The 17,088-nt window shown below is 65.5% G+C and carries 16 protein-coding genes; 9 read left to right on the forward strand and 7 right to left on the reverse strand.

Annotated features, from left to right (window positions below; translation table 11 throughout):
• Positions 1-15: 15 nt before the first annotated feature.
• From SA190iCDA_RS05535 to SA190iCDA_RS05565, 7 genes are all read right to left on the reverse strand, one after another.
• Positions 16-2,466, reverse strand: coding sequence for a TonB-dependent siderophore receptor (locus SA190iCDA_RS05535; RefSeq protein WP_070884521.1), 2,451 nt, complete (start codon positions 2,464-2,466; stop codon positions 16-18).
• Between the two features lie 81 nt (positions 2,467-2,547).
• Entirely contained in the window at positions 2,548-3,522 is a 975-nt protein-coding gene (locus tag SA190iCDA_RS05540; protein WP_070884520.1) for a FecR domain-containing protein, read from the reverse strand.
• Entirely contained in the window at positions 3,519-4,040 is a 522-nt protein-coding gene (locus SA190iCDA_RS05545) for an RNA polymerase sigma factor (RefSeq protein WP_070884519.1), read from the reverse strand. Before SA190iCDA_RS05545 ends, SA190iCDA_RS05540 begins: the two co-directional genes overlap by 4 nt.
• A gap of 166 nt (positions 4,041-4,206) precedes the next feature.
• Positions 4,207-5,091, reverse strand: coding sequence for an EamA family transporter RarD (rarD, locus tag SA190iCDA_RS05550; RefSeq protein WP_070884518.1), 885 nt, complete (start codon positions 5,089-5,091; stop codon positions 4,207-4,209).
• Positions 5,092-5,179: 88 nt separating this feature from the next.
• Positions 5,180-6,154, reverse strand: a complete 975-nt coding sequence (locus SA190iCDA_RS05555) for a serine/threonine protein kinase (protein WP_070884517.1) — start codon at positions 6,152-6,154, stop codon at positions 5,180-5,182.
• A gap of 62 nt (positions 6,155-6,216) precedes the next feature.
• Positions 6,217-6,981, reverse strand: coding sequence for a TOBE-like domain-containing protein (locus SA190iCDA_RS05560; protein ID WP_070884516.1), 765 nt, complete (start codon positions 6,979-6,981; stop codon positions 6,217-6,219).
• Between the two features lie 57 nt (positions 6,982-7,038).
• A complete protein-coding gene (locus tag SA190iCDA_RS05565) occupies positions 7,039-7,776 on the reverse strand; it encodes a ComF family protein (RefSeq protein WP_070884515.1) in 738 nt (245 codons plus the stop codon).
• Positions 7,777-7,858: 82 nt separating this feature from the next.
• Here SA190iCDA_RS05565 and bioB point away from each other — a divergent pair, with 82 nt between their 5' ends.
• The 9 genes from bioB (at position 7,859) to SA190iCDA_RS05610 (ending at position 17,064) form a co-directional block, all read left to right on the forward strand.
• Positions 7,859-8,914: a biotin synthase BioB gene (gene bioB, locus SA190iCDA_RS05570; protein WP_070884514.1), complete on the forward strand. Its 1,056-nt coding sequence runs from the start codon at positions 7,859-7,861 to the stop codon at positions 8,912-8,914.
• 82 nt (positions 8,915-8,996) lie between these two features.
• Positions 8,997-10,169, forward strand: coding sequence for an 8-amino-7-oxononanoate synthase (gene bioF / locus SA190iCDA_RS05575; protein ID WP_070884513.1), 1,173 nt, complete (start codon positions 8,997-8,999; stop codon positions 10,167-10,169).
• Positions 10,169-10,876, forward strand: coding sequence for an alpha/beta fold hydrolase (locus SA190iCDA_RS05580; RefSeq protein ID WP_070884512.1), 708 nt, complete (start codon positions 10,169-10,171; stop codon positions 10,874-10,876). The genes bioF and SA190iCDA_RS05580 overlap by 1 nt, the downstream gene beginning before the upstream one ends.
• On the forward strand, positions 10,873-11,664 hold the full coding sequence (gene bioC, locus SA190iCDA_RS05585; protein ID WP_070884511.1) for a malonyl-ACP O-methyltransferase BioC: 792 nt from the start codon (positions 10,873-10,875) through the stop codon (positions 11,662-11,664). The genes SA190iCDA_RS05580 and bioC overlap by 4 nt, the downstream gene beginning before the upstream one ends.
• Positions 11,661-12,344, forward strand: coding sequence for a dethiobiotin synthase (gene bioD, locus SA190iCDA_RS05590; RefSeq protein WP_070884510.1), 684 nt, complete (start codon positions 11,661-11,663; stop codon positions 12,342-12,344). The genes bioC and bioD overlap by 4 nt, the downstream gene beginning before the upstream one ends.
• 92 nt (positions 12,345-12,436) lie before the next feature.
• On the forward strand, positions 12,437-12,703 hold the full coding sequence (locus tag SA190iCDA_RS05595) for a hypothetical protein (protein ID WP_070884509.1): 267 nt from the start codon (positions 12,437-12,439) through the stop codon (positions 12,701-12,703).
• A 220-nt stretch (positions 12,704-12,923) separates the two neighbouring features.
• Positions 12,924-13,676 carry a putative metalloprotease CJM1_0395 family protein gene (locus tag SA190iCDA_RS05600; protein WP_070884508.1) on the forward strand — a complete coding sequence of 251 codons (753 nt, stop codon included), beginning with the start codon at positions 12,924-12,926 and terminating at the stop codon, positions 13,674-13,676.
• Between the two features lie 150 nt (positions 13,677-13,826).
• On the forward strand, positions 13,827-15,632 hold the full coding sequence (locus tag SA190iCDA_RS05605; RefSeq protein ID WP_070884507.1) for a phenylacyl-CoA dehydrogenase: 1,806 nt from the start codon (positions 13,827-13,829) through the stop codon (positions 15,630-15,632).
• Between the two features lie 139 nt (positions 15,633-15,771).
• Positions 15,772-17,064: a sensor domain-containing diguanylate cyclase gene (locus SA190iCDA_RS05610; protein WP_070884506.1), complete on the forward strand. Its 1,293-nt coding sequence runs from the start codon at positions 15,772-15,774 to the stop codon at positions 17,062-17,064.
• Positions 17,065-17,088: the final 24 nt, after the last annotated feature.

Genomic DNA, 17,088 nt, shown 5'->3' on the forward strand with positions numbered 1-17,088 from the left:
TGCAGGGCTAGCGGATCACCACTGGTAGTCGAGGCTGGCAATCACGCTACGCGGGTCGCCGTAATAGCAGTAGAAACCGTCGCAGGTGGCCAGGTATTCCTTGTCGAACAGGTTCTTGGCATTGAGGGCCACGCTGGCGCCTTGCAGCGCGTTGCTGAATTTGCCGAGGTCGTAGCGTACTGCGGCGTCGTAGACGGTGTAGGAGCGGGTATGGCCGTATGACTTGTCACCCGCAGATGTGACGCTGCCGACTGCGATGTTGTTTGTTTCACCGATATAGCGTGCGCCAAAGCCAATGCCCGCACCCATCAAGGCTCCGTCGTTCCAGGTGTAGTCTGCCCAGATCGATGCCTGGTTTTCTGGGGTCAGCGGCAATGGACGATTCTTGTCCAGCGGATCGCCAACTTTGGTCATCTTGCTGTTGGCGTAGGTGTAGGCCGCGGTAAGTTTCAGGTTGTCACTGATGTTGCCGACCGCTTCCAGTTCGAACCCACGTACTCGCACTTCACCCACTGGGGCGGTAATGCCCGCAGTACTGGTCGAGATGATGTCCTGACGGGTCAGGTCGTAGGCCGCTGCGGTAAACAGCATGTCGCTGCCGGGTGGCTGGTACTTGATGCCCAGCTCATACTGCTTGCCGGTACTTGGACGATAGGTCTTACCTGTCAAGAAGGTTCCACCTGCTTCCGATTGGAAGGATTCGGCATAGGAAATATAAGGTGTGAAGCCTGCATCAAATACGTAGCTCAATGCGGCGTTGCCACTGAAGGCGCTATCGCGACGGTTATCGCTGGCGTTCCAGTTATAGAACCGGGAGTTGGTTCTTACTTTGTCCCAACGTCCGCCGAGAGCGAGGCGCCAGTTGTCCAGTGCCAGCTGATCCTGAATATACAGCCCGGTACTGCGCCGTTTCTGGTTGTAGTCCTGGAAGGCGCTGTAGGCAACGCCGCTGAAATCCTGGCCATAGATCGGCGTGATGATGTTGCTGGTTGGCGCTTCGCCGAACAGCCACTGGTAGTTGGTGTTGACGCGTTGGTAGTCCAGGCCCAACAGCAACGTGTGCTTGAGCACGCCGGTGTCGAAGTCGGCCTGCAAGTTGTTATCCAGCGCGAACTGGCTGACGTCTTCGTTGACTACGTTGGCCCCGCGACGGACCGTTCCATCCGCTGCCACCGCTTCGTCCGGACCGTTTGGCCAATACATCCCCCCCGCCGTAATGCTCTGGAATTCCAGGTCGCTCTTGGTGTAGCGCAGGTTTTGGCGGAACTGCCAGACGTCGTCGATGCGGTGCTCGAAGGCATAGCCCAGGGCGTAATACGTCTTGTCGTAGAACTCCCAGTCCGGATCGCCGAGGTTCTTGTGGTAATCCACCTTGCCTGCCGGGGTGGCCAGCTTGGTGCCTTGCAGCGGCAGGAACTGGCTGGTGGTGCCGGTATCGTCGCGGTTGAACTGGCTGAGCAAGGTCAGCCGGGTGTCGTCGGCAATGTTCCAGGTCAGGCTCGGGGCGATGTTGAAGCGCTGATCGTCGATGTGTTCGATCGCCGTACCGCTGTCGCGCAGTACGCCGCCGACGCGGTACAGGAAACGGCCGTCTTCATCGACGCGGCCGGTGCTGTCGAAACTGATCTGCTTGTGCTGGAAGGTGCCGATCTGCAATTGAACCTGGTGGCTGTCGAGTGCTTCCGGGCGCCGGCTGACCATATCCAGCAGGCCACCTGGCGGGGTCTGCCCATAGACCGATGAGGCCGGCCCGCGCAGCAGGGCGACGCGCTCCAGGTTCCAGGTTTCCAGCTTGGGCATCACGTAGGTGCCCTTGGGCAGCGGCAGGCCGTCGAGCATCTGGATGGGCTCGAAGCCACGAATCTTCATCCATTCGGCGCGGCTGTCGCTGCCGTAGCTGCTGGCAATCACCCCGGGCATGTAGCGCACTGCATCATCGAGGTTCTGCACCTTGCGATCCTGCATCTGCTGGCGGGTCGCCACGGAGATCGAGCGCGGCGCCTCGGCAATCGAGGTGTCGGTCTTGCTGCCGGCGGCGGTGCGTGTTGCCAGGTAGCCGGTGGCCGGGCCCCAGGCGCTTTCTACAGCGCTACTGGCGCTGACGGTGGTTTCCGGCAGTGCCAGCGCGGCGTTGTCCGGCACCGGCTGCACACTGTAGGTGCCCGCGGCGCCTGGCACCAGCATCAGGCCACTGCCGGCCAGCGCCTGGCGGAGTGCACCGACGGTGTCGAATTCGCCCTGCACGGGTTGGGCGCGTTTACCGGCGGTCAGGCCGGGGTCGATGCTCAGCACCACACCGGCCTGGCTGGCGATCTGGTTCAAGGCGTTGGCCAGCGGGGCGGCGGGCACCCGATAGCTGCGCACGGCGTCAGCCGACTGGGCCAGGCACAAAGCCGGCAGGCTGGCCAGCGCCATGGCGGCAACCAGCATGCTCGGGCGGAACGGGGTACGGCTGAACATCGGCATCGCGAACGGCTCCTGGGAAAATGTCTGATTTCCTATTGCCGAAGCCGAGGGCGAAAAGTGATAGGGCCAGCGCAAAATTTTTTACCAGGACTTTTCTGCCTGCGGCACCACGCGAATCCACCAGTCGCCATAGCGCTGCACCCGCACCGGCAGGCTGGCGGGGATGGCCGCCAGGGCCAGGTCAGGGTTACGCAGGGGGAAACTGCCGCTGATACGCAGGTCGGCGATGCCGGCATCGACACCCAGATAGCCGCTGTGGTACTCGCCCAGGCGCTCCAGCAACTCGGCCAGGCGTACGTTTTCCACTACCAGCATGCCGTGCATCCAGGCATCGGCGGCGACCGGTGCGACCAGGCTGGCACCAAGGCCCTCGCGGGTCATCAGCACCTGTTGCCCCTGCTCGATCACCCGCTCATCCGCGGCGTACTGCGGATGCGCGGCCACGGCCGACTGCAGCACGATCAGGCGTGTGCCCTGGTCTTCCTCGCGGACCAGAAAACGTGTGCCCAGGGCGCGCAGGGTGCCCTGTTCGGTCTCGACCAGAAATGGCCGCGGATCACCGTGGGCGGTCTCCACGAGAATCTCGCCGCTGCGCAGGAACAGGCGGCGTGCATCGGCCGTGAAAACGATGTCCACGGCGCTGCGGCTGTTCAGGCGCAGCCGGCTGCGGTCGGCCAGTTGCAGCTCGCGCTGTTCGCCGGCGGCGGTTCTTTCATCGGCCAGCCAGTCGCTCAGCGGGCGCTGCTGGTTGAGCAGGCCGAGGCCGAGCAGGCTGGCCAGCAGCACGCCGAGCAGGCCACCGAGGCTGCGCCGCTGCGTGTTACGTTTCGGGTGCCTGAGCAGGGCCTTGCGGGCGGCCGGAACCGCTGCCACGGCCAGTTGCTGATCGAGGCCGGTCAGTTGCTTCCAGGCGCGCACATGCTCGGGGTCGGCGGCCAGCCAGCGTTGGAACTCGCGTTTTTCCCGCGCGCTGGTGATGCCCGAATCCAGGCGCAGCTGCCACTCGATGGCGGCCTCCAGCACCCGATTGCTGACCGGCACGGACGCGCCACTCATGCCGTCGGCGCTCCATACAGGGCGACGTAGCACTGGCGGGCCGCCTGGGCGAGGTATTGACGGACCCGCGGTACCGAAACACCCAGACGCTGGGCGATTTCGGCGTGGCCGAGCCCGTCCAGGCGATTGTAGAGAAAGGCGCTGCGTGCCTTGAATGTCAAGGTGCCGAGCAGGCGGTCGATCTCGTGCAGGGCTTCGAGCATCAGGGCCTGCTCCTCCGGGCTGGCATGCACGGCCTCGGGCCCGTGACTCAGCGCTTCGAGGTAGGCGCGTTCCACGGCGTTGCGGCGGAAGTGGTCGATCAGCAGCCCGCGGGCGATGGTGCCGAGCAGGGCACGCGGTTCACGCAGGTGCTGCAGGTCGGGTTTGCCGAGCAGGCGGACGAAGGTGTCCTGGCTCAGGTCTTCGGCCCGCTGCGGGCAGGCCAGGCTTTTGCGCAGCCAGCCGAGCAGCCAATCGCGATGGTCGCGATAGAGCTGGCCCGTCAGTTGCTGATGCGTGGATTCCCCGACCGACACAGGTGGCTCCGCAAATAAGGGAGAAATAAAGCAATAATTATTCGCATATGATTGCAGGATGCGACTACGCACTGCAATCGCTGATGGTCGGTTTCGTGGACAAGGTGCCGTCTCAACCCGTCGCCAGCCTGCGCATGCGCAGAGGCTGGCGACGGCTAACCGCGGCCTAGCGCTTGCGCAGCGTCAGCCAGGCGTCGACGCTGTATACCGCCAGGCCCGCCCAGATGAACAGGAAGGAAATGAGTTTCGCCGGGTCGAAATGCTCGCCGAACACGAACACGGCCAGCAGCAGTACCAGGGTCGGCGCGATGTACTGCAAAAAGCCCAGTGTCGCGAACGGCAGGTGGCGAGCGGCGGCGTTGAAGCACACCAGCGGGATCAGCGTCACCGGGCCGGCAGCCATCAGCCAAAGCGCTTCGCTGGTGGTCCAGAACGCCGGCTGGCTGCTCATGGCTGCCGGGTGAAAGAGGATCCAGCCGATGGCCAGGGGCAGCAGTATCCAGGTTTCCACCACCAGGCCCGGCAGTGCGGCGACCGGCGCTTTCTTGCGGATCAGCCCATAGCTGGCAAAGCTCAGTGCCAGGGCCAGCGATACCCAGGGCAGGCTGCCCACCTGCCACAGTTGCTGAGCCACGCCGGCGGCTGCCAGGGCGACCGCCACCCACTGCAGGCGACGCAACCGCTCACCGAGAAGCAGCATGCCGAGCAGCACGTTGACCAGTGGGTTGATGTAGTAGCCCAGGCTCGCCTCGAGCATGCGCTCGTTGTTCACCGCCCAGACGTAGATCAGCCAGTTGCCGGCGATCAGCGCACCACTGACGGCCAGCACCGCGAAGCGCCTGGGGTGGTCGAGCAGTTCACGCAGCCAGCCCGGGTGCTTCCATACGAGCAGCAGCAGGGCGCCGAAGAGGGCGGACCAGATGGCGCGGTGAACGATGATTTCCAGGGAGGGAACGGCCTGGATCGCCTTGAAGTACATCGGGAACAGACCCCAGATGACGTAGGCGGAAAGGCCCAGGATGTAGCCGCGGCGCAGATCTGCGGTGGCCATGTAAGTCCTTAGTGAGGCAGTAGCAGGATGCATCATTCTAGTGCGCAGTTGTCTGCGCGTTCAGCTTTTTGTTATCGGCGTGGCTGACTCAGAACAGCTTCAGCGGCTCTTCTTCCAGCGCCGCGATCTGCTCGCGCAGCATAAGGATCTGCTCGCCCCAGTAGCGCTCGCTGCCGAACCAGGGAAAGCTCTGCGGGAAGGCTGGATCGTCCCAGCGGCGTGCCAGCCAGGCGCTGTAATGCATCAGGCGCAAGGAGCGAAAACCTTCGATCAGCGGCAGCTCGCGCGGGTTGAAGTCGTGAAACTCCTGATAACCGTCGACCAGCTCGGCGATCTGCCCGAGGCGCTCATGGCGTTCGCCGGCCAGCATCATCCACAGGTCCTGAATCGCCGGGCCCATGCGGCAGTCATCCAGGTCGACCATGTGATAGGTCTCGTCGCGGCACAGCAGGTTCCCCGGGTGGCAGTCGCCGTGCAGACGAATGGCTTTTGCCGGATTTTCTGCGAACAGCTGATCCAGGCGCTTGAGCAGGTCACGCGCCACCGACTCGTAGGCGGGCAACAGGCTCCTGGGGATGAAGTTGCCGTCCAGCAGGGTCGCCAGGGAGGCATGGCCGAAGTTGTCGACCCGCAGGGTTTCGCGGTGTTCGAACGGGCGCAGCGAGCCGACCGCATGCAGACGGCCGAGCAACTGGCCGAGGCGATAGAGCTGATCCAGATTGCCGGGCTCCGGGGCTCGCCCGCCGCGCCGCGGAAACAGCGAGAAGCGAAAGCCGGCGTGCTCGAAGAGGGTTTCGCCGTCGCGCTGCAGCGGCGCCACCACCGGAACCTCGCAGTCGGCCAGTTCGGCAGTGAAGCTGTGTTCCTCGCGGATCGCCTCGTCGCTCCAGCGATCCGGGCGGTAGAACTTGGCGATCAGCGGCGTCTCGGCCTCGATGCCCACCTGATAGACGCGGTTTTCGTAGCTGTTGAGGGCCAGCACGCGGGCATCGCTGAGGTAGCCCAGGCTCTCCACGGCATCCAGAACCAGATCGGGGGTGAGGGCGGCGAAAGGATGGGTCATGGGCGGCTCCTGCGGTTGGCCGCAGAGTGTAACGCCTCGACGGCGGGCACCGGCATTATTCGCTAGACCTGGGTACCCAGCAGCACCTGGGTGGCGGCGAACTGGGCGCGCACCGCGCTGCCCACCACCAGGCCCTGAGCCGTGAGCTGCTCGGCAGAAGCCTGGGCGCACAGCGTCTGGCCGTTGGGCAGGGCGATGCGTACCTCGCAGGGGCCGTCGGCGTCGAGCATTATCTGCTCGACGCGCCCGAGCAGTTCGTTGAGCTGTGGATCGGCGGCTTCGGCCACGGCGCTGAGCTGCAGCCAGCCGGCCTTGATCAGCACCAGCAGCGCCACGCCCGGCTGCAGTTGCAGGTGCGCGGTGCTGCTGCGGGTGATCTGCGCCTGGATCAGCGCGCCGCCGGGCAACTCGACGTCGACCCGATCGTTTCCGCCCTGTGGATGGATCGCCCGCACCCGGCCGCTGAGCTGGTTGCGCGCGCTGGTACGCAGCATCAGGCGGCCCAGCATCTGCAGGTCGGCGTCATCGTCGGCGGCCTGCAGCAGGTCGGCCTGAATCGCCTGCAGGCGCTGGTGCAGGTGCAACAGGCGCTCACCCGTCGAGGTGAGTCGTGCGCCACCGCCGCCCTTGCCACCGACGCTGCGGGCCACCAGGGGCTGGTCGGCCAGGTTGTTGAGTTCGTCGATGGCGTCCCAGGCCGCCTTGTAGCTCATGCCGGCAGCCTTGGCCGCACGGGTGATCGAGCCTTGTGCGGCGATCTGTTCGAGCAGGGCGATACGCTGCGGGCGGCGGGTAACGTGCTGGGCGAGAGACGAAAGGGTGGACATGGCAGGGGCGGCGATCAGTACGACGGCCGGTCACTGTGCGCGACGGCCCCGGCCTCGTCAATGATCGCCCGGTGCCGGCGTGCGCGCCAGGCAGTAGACATCCACACGCAACGCGCCCGCACGGATCAGCAGACGTGCCAGTTGCTGGGCCGTGGCGCCGGTGGTCAGCACGTCGTCGACCAGTGCCAGGTGCAGGCCATTTGGCCGCGCGCTGGGCGACAGCGTAAAGGCGCCGCGCAGGTTGCGCCGGCGTGCAGCGGCATCCAGTTTCTGCTGGGCGGGTGGGTCGCCGATACGCAGCAGCCAGTCGCTGCGCGGGGCGATCTGCAGCGCGCGGCTGAGCACCTCGGCGAGCATCTGCGCCTGGTTGAAGCCGCGTTGGCGCTGGCGCTTCGGCGACAGCGGCACGGGCAGCAGCAGGTCTGGCCTGGGTAGCCCTTCGTTGAATGCGTGGGCCAGGTGCCGCGCGAGCAGGTCGCCGAGCAGGCGACCGATGGGCCAGCGCGCCTGGTGCTTGAAGCGGTTGATCAGCGCATCGACGGGGAAACCATAGCCCCACGGCGCCTCGACCCGGCTGAACGGTGGCGGCCGTTTCAGGCAGTTGCCGCAGGTCAGGCCATCGACCGCCAGCGGCAGGGCGCAAACCTGGCAATGGGCGCCGAGCCAGGGCAACTCGGCCTCGCAGCCGGCGCATAGCGGCAGGGGCGTATCGACCCGCTCGTCACACAGCAAGCAGGTTTGTTTTATTTTTAACCAATTGTAAACCTTGAGTATTGGGGGTGGTTGACAGTGCATGGGGCTTCCTTAACTATGCCGCACATCCGTGTTGGGTCTGTTTCGACTGTAGCAGGCCGCCTGTAGATAAGGACTTGCCCCCATGAGCGCCAGTACCGCCATCACCCTGCGTCACGATTGGAGCCTGAATGAAGTTCGGGCGCTGTTCGAGCAACCCTTCAACGACCTGCTGTTCCAGGCCCAGACCGTGCACCGCGCGCACTTCGACGCCAACCGCGTGCAGGTCTCGACCCTGCTGTCGATCAAGACCGGCGCCTGCCCGGAAGACTGCAAGTACTGCCCGCAATCGGGGCACTACAACACCGGCCTGGACAAGCAGAAGCTGATGGAAGTGCAGAAGGTGCTGGAGGCGGCCGCCGAGGCCAAGGCCATCGGCTCGACGCGGTTCTGCATGGGCGCGGCGTGGAAGCATCCGTCCGCCAAGGACATGCCCTACGTGCTGAAGATGGTCGAGGGGGTGAAAGCCCTGGGCCTGGAAACCTGCATGACCCTGGGCAAGCTCGACAGGGAGCAGACCGCCGCCCTGGCAGAAGCGGGGCTGGATTACTACAACCACAACCTCGACACCTCGCCGGAGTTCTACGGCAGCATCATCACCACCCGCACCTACAGCGAGCGCCTGCAAACCCTGGCCTACGTGCGCGAGGCCGGCATGAAGATCTGCTCCGGCGGCATCCTTGGCATGGGCGAGTCGCTGGACGACCGCGCCGGCCTGCTGATCCAGCTCGCCAACCTGCCGGAGCACCCGGAGTCGGTGCCGATCAACATGCTGGTCAAGGTCGAGGGTACGCCGCTGGCCAACGAGGAGGACGTCGACCCCTTCGACTTCATCCGCATGCTGGCGGTGGCGCGCATCATGATGCCCAAGTCCCACGTGCGCCTGTCCGCCGGCCGCGAGGCGATGAACGAGCAGATGCAGGCCCTGGCCTTTTTCGCCGGCGCCAACTCGATCTTCTACGGCGAGAAGCTGCTGACCACTGCCAACCCCCAGGCCGACAAGGACATGCAACTGTTCGCCCGCCTCGGCATTCAGCCCGAAGCGCGGGAAGAACATGCCGACGAGGTGCACCAGGCCGCCATCGAGCAGGCGCTGGTCGAGCAGCGTGACTCGCGGCTGTTCTACGACGCCGCCGTTTAACAGGGCTACGGGCCACCAGCGGCAGGCTGCAAGTCAGTTCTGCTCGCCTGAAGCCTGGAGCTTGCCGCCTGGAGCCGCTTCCATGTCTTTCGATCTTGCCGCTCGCCTGGCCGAGCGCCGTGCTGCCGATCTGTATCGCCAGCGCCCCCTGTTGGGCAGCCCCCAGGGACCGCTGGTGGAGATGGATGGCCGCCGGTTGCTGGCCTTCTGCTCCAACGATTACCTGGGCCTGGCCAATCACCCGCAGGTGGTCGAAGCCTGGCGTGCCGGCGCCCAGCGCTGGGGCGTCGGCGGTGGCGCCTCGCATCTGGTGATCGGCCACAGTACGCCGCACCATGAACTGGAAGAAGCCCTGGCCGACTTCACTGGGCGGCCGCGGGCGCTGCTGTTCTCCACCGGTTACATGGCCAACCTGGGTGCAGTCACCGCACTGGTGGGCAAGGGCGACACGGTGCTCGAGGATCGTCTCAACCACGCTTCGCTGCTGGACGCCGGTCTGCTCAGCGGCGCGCGTTTCTCGCGCTACCTGCACAATGACGCGCAAAGCCTTGCCAGCCGCCTGGCCAAGGCCGAGGGCAATACTCTGGTGGTCTGCGACGGCGTGTTCAGCATGGACGGCGATGTTGCCGACCTGCCGGCGCTGTGTGCCGAAGCGCGGCGCCGGCAGGCCTGGGTGATGGTCGATGATGCCCACGGCTTCGGCACCCTGGGCGCCACCGGCGGCGGTGTGGTCGAGCAGTTCGGCCTGGGCCTGGACGAGGTGCCGGTGCTGGTCGGCACCCTGGGCAAGGCGTTCGGTACCGCGGGTGCCTTCGTGGCGGGCAGTGAGGCGCTGATCGACACCCTGGTGCAGTTCGCCCGGCCCTATATCTACACCACCAGCCAGCCACCGGCGCTGGCCTGCGCCACCCTCAAGAGTCTCGAACTGCTGCGCAGCGAGCATTGGCGCCGTGAGCACCTGGCGGCGCTGATCGGTCGATTCCGTGAGGGGGCTGCGAGCATCGGGCTGACGTTGATGGACAGCAGCACCGCGATCCAGCCGATCCTGATCGGCGACAGCGCCCGTGCCATGGCCCTGTCCCGGGCCTTGCGCGAGCACGGCCTGCTGGTCACCGCGATTCGTCCGCCCACCGTTGCGGCGGGCAGCGCGCGCCTGCGGGTCACCCTGTCCGCCGCCCATGAGCCGGCCCAGGTGGATCACCTGCTCGACGCCCTGGCCCAGTGCTGGGCGCAGCTACCCGGGGAGCCCGCGTGATGGCTCAGCCGCTGATTCTGCTAACCGGTTGGGGCCTCGGCAGTGCGCCGCTGGTGCCGTTGGCCGAGGCGCTGGCCGGCCATTTTCGGGTGCGCATCGAAGCCTTGCCGGCGTTCGAACGGGCTGACATCGAGCTTAGCCTGGAGGCGCTCGACGACCGTTTGCCCCGTGGCGTCTGGCTGGGTGGCTGGTCCCTGGGTGGCATGCTCGCCACCTTGCTGGCGGCGCGCCGCGGCGTGGAGTGCCCGGGCCTGCTGACCCTGGCCAGCAATGCCCGGTTCACCGTCAGCGAGGCCTGGCCCACAGCGATGCCGGCAGCCACCTTCGCGGCCTTTCGCGAGGCCTATGCCCTGAACCCCACCGCCACGCTCAAGCGTTTCGCCATGCTCTGCAGCCAGGGTGCCGTCGATTTTCGCGGTCTGTCCCGCCGCTTGCTGGAACAGGCCAATGGTGCCGATTCCCTGGCCGGCCTGGATCTGCTTGCCGCACTCGACACACGAGCGGCGCTGCAGCAGTTCACCGGGCCCCAACTGCATCTGTTCGCAGCTGACGATGCCTTGGTGCCCGTGGCGACTGCGGCGGCCATCCAGGCGCTACAGCCGGCCGCTACGGTGCGCCGTGTCGAGGGCGCGAGCCATGCCCTGGTGGTCGAACAGGTGGGCGAGGTGGTGGCTGCGGTCGAGCGCTTTCTGGAGGTGCAAAAATGAGTGCGCTGCCGGACAAACGTCGGGTAGCCGCATCCTTTTCCAGGGCCGCCGACACCTATGACAGCGTGGCACAACTGCAGCGCGACGTCGGCCGGCAGTTGCTGGGGTATCTGCCGCCGGTCCTGCAGCCGCAGCGTTGGCTCGACCTGGGCTGTGGCACGGGGTTTTTCAGCCGTGGGCTGAGGGACCGCTATCCGCGCAGCCAAGGCATTGCCATGGATATCGCCGAGGGCATGGTGCAGCACGCCCGGCATGCGGGTGGGGCCCAGACTTTCGTGGCCGGCGATGCCGAGCAGCTGCCGCTGCGCGATGGCAGTTGCGACCTGGTCTTCTCCAGCCTGGCGCTGCAGTGGTGCGCGGACTTCGCCGCCGTACTCGGCGAGGCGCACCGGGTGCTGCGGCCTGGCGGTGTGCTGGCGTTCAACAGCCTGTGCGTCGGCACCTTGCAGGAGCTGCGCGACAGCTGGCAGGCCGTGGACGGTTTCGTGCACGTGAATCGCTTTCGCCGCGCCGAGGACTATCAGTTGCTATGCGCCGGTAGCGGCTTGCGCGTGGAGCGATTGCAGGTGTGTGCCCATCGCCTGCATTACCCGGACCTGCGCAGCCTGACCCATGGCCTCAAGGCCCTCGGCGCCCACAACCTCAATGACGGTCGTCCGGCCGGGCTGACCGGCCGCGCACGGCTGCGTGCCCTGGCCGATGCCTACGAGCAGCGGCGCCAGCCCGAGGGGCTGCCGTGCACCTACCAGGTCATCTACGGCGTACTGCAAAAGGAGCCTCGACCATGAGCGCCGCCTATTTCGTCACCGGTACCGATACCGAAATCGGCAAGACCACCATCGCGGCCGGCCTTCTTCACGCCGCGCGCGTTGCCGGGTTGTCGACAGCGGCGGCCAAACCGATTGCCTCCGGCTGCCAGCTCACTGCCGAGGGGCTGCGCAACGATGATGCCCTGGCGCTACTTGCCCAGTGCAGCCTGCCGTTGCGTTATGAGGAGGTGAATCCGCTGGCGTTCGCGCCGGCCATCGCGCCCCACCTGGCGGCTCGCGATGCCGGCGTGTCGCTCGAGGTGCCGGCGCTGCAAGCGGCTGTTCGGACGATTCTCGACAAGGGCGCGGATTTCACCCTGGTCGAGGGCGCCGGTGGCTGGCGCGTGCCGCTGGGCGGCATGGCCACGCTGGCCGATCTGGCCCGGGCCTTGAGCATTCCGGTGATTCTGGTGGTGGGGGTGCGGCTGGGCTGCATCAACCACGCGCTGCTGAGCGCCGACGCGATCGTCGCCGACGGCCTGACCCTGGCCGGCTGGGTGGCCAACGGCGTGGATCCGCACGTCACGCGCCTGGAGGATAACCTCGCCACGCTCGCCGAGCGGCTTGCGGCCCCTTGCATCGGGCAGGTGCCTTTCCTGCCATCGGTTTGCGCCGAGCAGGTCGCGCGGCACCTCGATTTATCGCGATTGATGCTATGAACGCCAACTCTTGCATCATTTTTGGCTGTACATCTTTTGACCGGCTTCTGGTTAAATGCACGCTATAAAGTTCCTGCAGCAGGAGACGTCCCATGCAGATCTCGTCCACCAGCGCATTCAACGCTGGTATCAATACCATCCAGTCCGGCCAGCGCCGGGTCGACCAGGCCGCCGGTGAAATCGCCAGCGCGCCGGTCACTGCCGAGCGTGCCCAGGCCAACGAGCCCTCCGCAGCCCGTGCCGACATCGCCGAGAACATGGTCGAGATGCGCGTTGGCCAATACGAAGCCCAGGCTGGCGCTCGTGTCGTGCAGACAGCGGACAAGGTGCTGGGCACCTTGATCGACGTCACCGCCTAATCCCAGCTTTTTTCGGGTACCTCTAATAGGCGAGGCAGTCAGCGCTATACCGACGGCGGCCCCACAAAAATAGGCGAAAAAGCGACCGCGGTCGCGCTCGACTTTAGGTGTTGTGAATCAGCATTCTGCTTGCTCGCATCCGAGCCTGTTTTAACGCGGTGCTGATAACGCAGATAGTTAGGTGCCCGTTCGGGGCGCTCGACTCCGGAGGGAGCTCGACATGCAGGTTGCCGGTTTCTCCTCCACCTATTCATTTGCCTCTGCGGCTGTTCCCCGTCCCATCGAATCCGCCAGTTCGCCCGATCTCGCCCGGGCGTCTTTCGCACCCGTTGCCGCCAGTACTGAAACCGATTCCTCCAAAGCAGCCACCTCTCAAGAAGAGCAGGACAAGCCGCAGGACGCCTCGACCGACGCCCCTGCCACGGGCACTGGCAAACCAGGCGAGCCGCGCACGGCCCAGGAAGAGCAGAAGCTGCAACTGGTCATTGCCGAACTGGCCAACCGTGACCGCGAAGTGCGTAGCCACGAACAGGCCCATGCTGCCGTTGGCGGCGTACATGCCGGAGCGCCTACCTACACCTATACCCGCGGTCCGGATGGCAAGCGCTATGCCTCCGGCGGTGAGGTGAGCATCGATGTCGGCGCGGTCGCCAATGACCCGCAGGCCACCCTGACCAAGATGGAAATCGTCATTCGTGCGGCGCTGGCGCCTGCCGAGCCTTCCGCCCAGGATCGCAGCGTGGCCAGCCAGGCCCAGGCGCAGATGGCAGTGGCGCGCGCCGAGCTGGCGGCCATGCAGCGCAGCGAGGCAGAAGCCCCCCAAGCCTCTGCCGACGAAGACGCCGAAAAAAGCGACGACCCGTCGGTCACATCCGATGCCTCCACGAGTCCGTTCGCGCTTGCGGGCATCAGCCTCTATGCCGCGTCCGCGAACGAGCAGCGGCCATCCGGGTTGCTCGATCTTCACGCTTGAGCGCCCATACGCGGCCTTGACAGTCATTGGGCGTAAACGTATGTTTCAAACATGTGTTTGAGAGGAGCGATCTTCTCCCCATGCCCATTCTGCAAACGACCGCCCCCCGGCCATCCCAAACAAAAGAGACCACCCGCAGAGGTACCCGCTATGCCTGATTACAAGGCCCCCTTGCGCGATATCCGTTTCGTACGTGACGAGCTGCTCGGTTATGACGCGCACTACCAGAGCCTGCCCGGCTGCCAGGACGCCACGCCAGACATGGTCGACGCGATTCTCGAAGAAGGCGCCAAGTTCTGCGAGCAGGTGCTCTCTCCGCTGAACCGCGTCGGCGACACCGAAGGCTGCACCTGGAGCGAATCCGGCGTGAAGACGCCGACCGGCTTCAAGGAAGCCTACAAGCAGTTCGTGGAAGGCGGCTGGCCGAGCCTGGCTCATGATGTGGAGCATGGTGGTCAGGGCCTGCCTGAATCGCTGGGCCTGGCGGTCAGCGAGATGGTCGGCACCGCCAACTGGTCGTGGGGCATGTACCCGGGCCTGTCCCATGGTGCGATGAACACCATTTCCGCCCACGGCACCGCCGAGCAGCAGCACACCTACCTGACCAAGCTGGTATCCGGCGAGTGGACCGGCACCATGTGCCTGACCGAACCGCATTGCGGTACCGACCTGGGCATGCTGCGCACCAAGGCCGAGCCCCAGGCCGATGGCTCCTACAGCATTTCCGGCACCAAGATCTTCATCTCCGCCGGTGAGCACGACATGGCCGACAACATCGTCCATATCGTCCTGGCTCGCCTGCCCGATGCGCCGGCCGGCACCAAGGGGATTTCCCTGTTCATCGTGCCCAAGTTCCTGCCCGGTGCCGACGGTGGCGTGGGCGAGCGCAATGGCGTGAGCTGCGGCTCCATCGAGCACAAGATGGGCATCCACGGCAACGCCACCTGCGTGATGAACTTCGATTCGGCCACCGGCTTCCTGATCGGCCCGCCGAACAAGGGCCTGAATTGCATGTTCACCTTCATGAACACCGCACGCCTGGGTACCGCGCTGCAGGGCCTGGCCCATGCCGAACTGGGTTTCCAGGGCGCCATCAAGTACGCCCGCGAGCGTCTGCAGATGCGTTCGCTGACCGGCCCGAAAGCACCGGACAAGGCCGCCGACCCGATCATCGTGCACCCGGACGTGCGCCGCATGCTGCTGACCATGAAGGCCTTCGCCGAGGGCAACCGGGCGATGGTCTACTTCACCGCCAAGCAGGTGGACATCGTCAAGTACGCCCAGGACGAGGAGCAGAAGAAAGCGGCCGATGGCCTGCTGGCCTTCCTGACCCCGATCGCCAAGGCGTTCATGACCGAAGTGGGCTTCGAATCCGCTTCCCACGGCATGCAGGTGTACGGTGGTCACGGCTTCATCAGCGAGTGGGGCATGGAGCAGAACCTGCGCGACTGCCGCATCGCCATGATGTACGAAGGCACCACCGGGGTTCAGGCCCTCGACCTGCTGGGCCGCAAGGTGCTGATGACCCAGGGCGAAGCGCTCAAGGGCTTCACCAAGATCGTCCACAAGTTCTGCCAGGCCAACGAAGGTAACGAGGCGCTCAAGGCGTTCGTCGGGCCGCTGGCCGCGCTCAACAAGGAGTGGGGCGAAGTCACCATGAAGATCGGTATGGCCGCCATGAAGGATCGTGAGGAAGTCGGTGCCGCCTCGGTCGACTACCTGATGTATTCCGGTTATGCCTGCCTGGCCTACTTCTGGGCCGACATGGCACGCGTGGCGGCCGAGAAGATCGCCGCCGGTGAAGGTGACCAGGCGTTCTACAAGGCCAAGCTGCAGACCGCGCAGTTCTACTACGCACGCATCCTGCCGCGCACCCGTACCCACGTGGCGGCCATGCTGTCCGGTGCCAGCAACCTGATGGACATGAGCGAAGAGGACTTCGCCCTCAGCTACTGATCGGGCGAGTGGCAATCGAACCGCGGCCTGGTGCCGCGGTTTTTTGTGCCCCTGGGTATACCGGACAGGCGCGGCGTGCGTCGGCAGCCAATTACAGGCAAAATGCCAGTCTCTTTTTTCGGTCACTGCGGAGCTCGCCTTGCCGCGTCTCGTCGCGTTGCGCTTGGGACATTTTCTGCCGGCATTGCTGCTGCTCGGCGGCGGTTTGCTGGCCGCGACCCTGCCGACCCTGACCGAATTCTTCACCTCGCTGTTCAACGTGTTGCCCACCTCGTTGCTGCTGCTCGGCGGCACCTTCTGCATGGTCTACGGCCGTCAGCGCGAGCTGTTCATGTTGCTGGTGCTGTACCTGGGCTACTTCCTGCTCGACGAGCAGGCCGACTACTACCGTGAGTTCGGCCGGGTGCGCGATGACGCGGCGCTGGTGTTTCACCTCAGCAGCCTGTTGCTGCCGGCGCTCTATGGCCTGTTCGCGCTGTGGCGCGAGCGTACCCACCTGATCCAGGACCTGGTCGCCCGGGCGGCCGTCCTGCTGGCGGTCGGCGGTGTGGCAGCGGCGTTGGCGCGGCGTTATCCCCAGGGCCTGGAACAGTGGCTTTCGGTGATCCGCTGGCCGTCCCTGCATGCCGAGTGGATGAGCCTGGTGCAGCTGGCCTACCCGGTGTTCCTGCTGGTGATCATCGCGCTGCTGATCCAGTACCTGCGTACGCCGCGGCCGGTGCATGCCGTGCAGTTGGTCGGTGCGCTGGCACTGTTCTGGATGCTGCCCAATACCTTCATCCAGCCCCATGCGCTGCAGGTGATGTCCAGCGTGGTAATGCTGATGATCGTGGTCGGCGTGGCTCACGAGGCCTATCAGATGGCCTTTCGCGACGAGTTGACCGGGCTGCCCGGGCGCCGTGCGTTGAACGAGCGCCTGCAGCGCCTGGGGCGCAATTACGTGATCGCCATGGCCGACGTCGATCACTTCAAGCGATTCAACGACACCCATGGCCATGACGTCGGCGATCAGGTGCTGCGTGTGGTTGCCGGCCAGCTGCGCAAGGTGGGTGGTGGTGGCAAGGTGTATCGCTACGGCGGCGAGGAATTCACCCTGGTATTCGCCGGCAAGGACATCGAACAGTGCATGCCGCATCTGGAGGCGATACGCCAGGCGGTCGAGGGTTATCAGATCCAGCTACGCGATCGTCAGCAACGCCCGGCCGACGACAAGGTTGGGCGCCAGCGCCGGGCGGGCTCTGGAGCGTCCCAGGTGTCGGTGACGGTGAGCATCGGCGTGGCCCAGCCCAGCGACGCGCATCGCAGCGTGGAGGAGGTGCTCAAGGCCGCCGACAAGGCGCTCTATGGCGCCAAGAGTGCGGGGCGCAACTGCGTGAGCAGCCAGGTGCAGCGCCGCCGCGGGGCGGTCAAGCTGAAGGCCGATCCAGGCTGACCAATCAGTGGCTGATCGGTCACG

It is taken from the genome of Pseudomonas argentinensis (assembly GCF_001839655.2).
Classification (GTDB): domain Bacteria; phylum Pseudomonadota; class Gammaproteobacteria; order Pseudomonadales; family Pseudomonadaceae; genus Aquipseudomonas; species Aquipseudomonas argentinensis_B.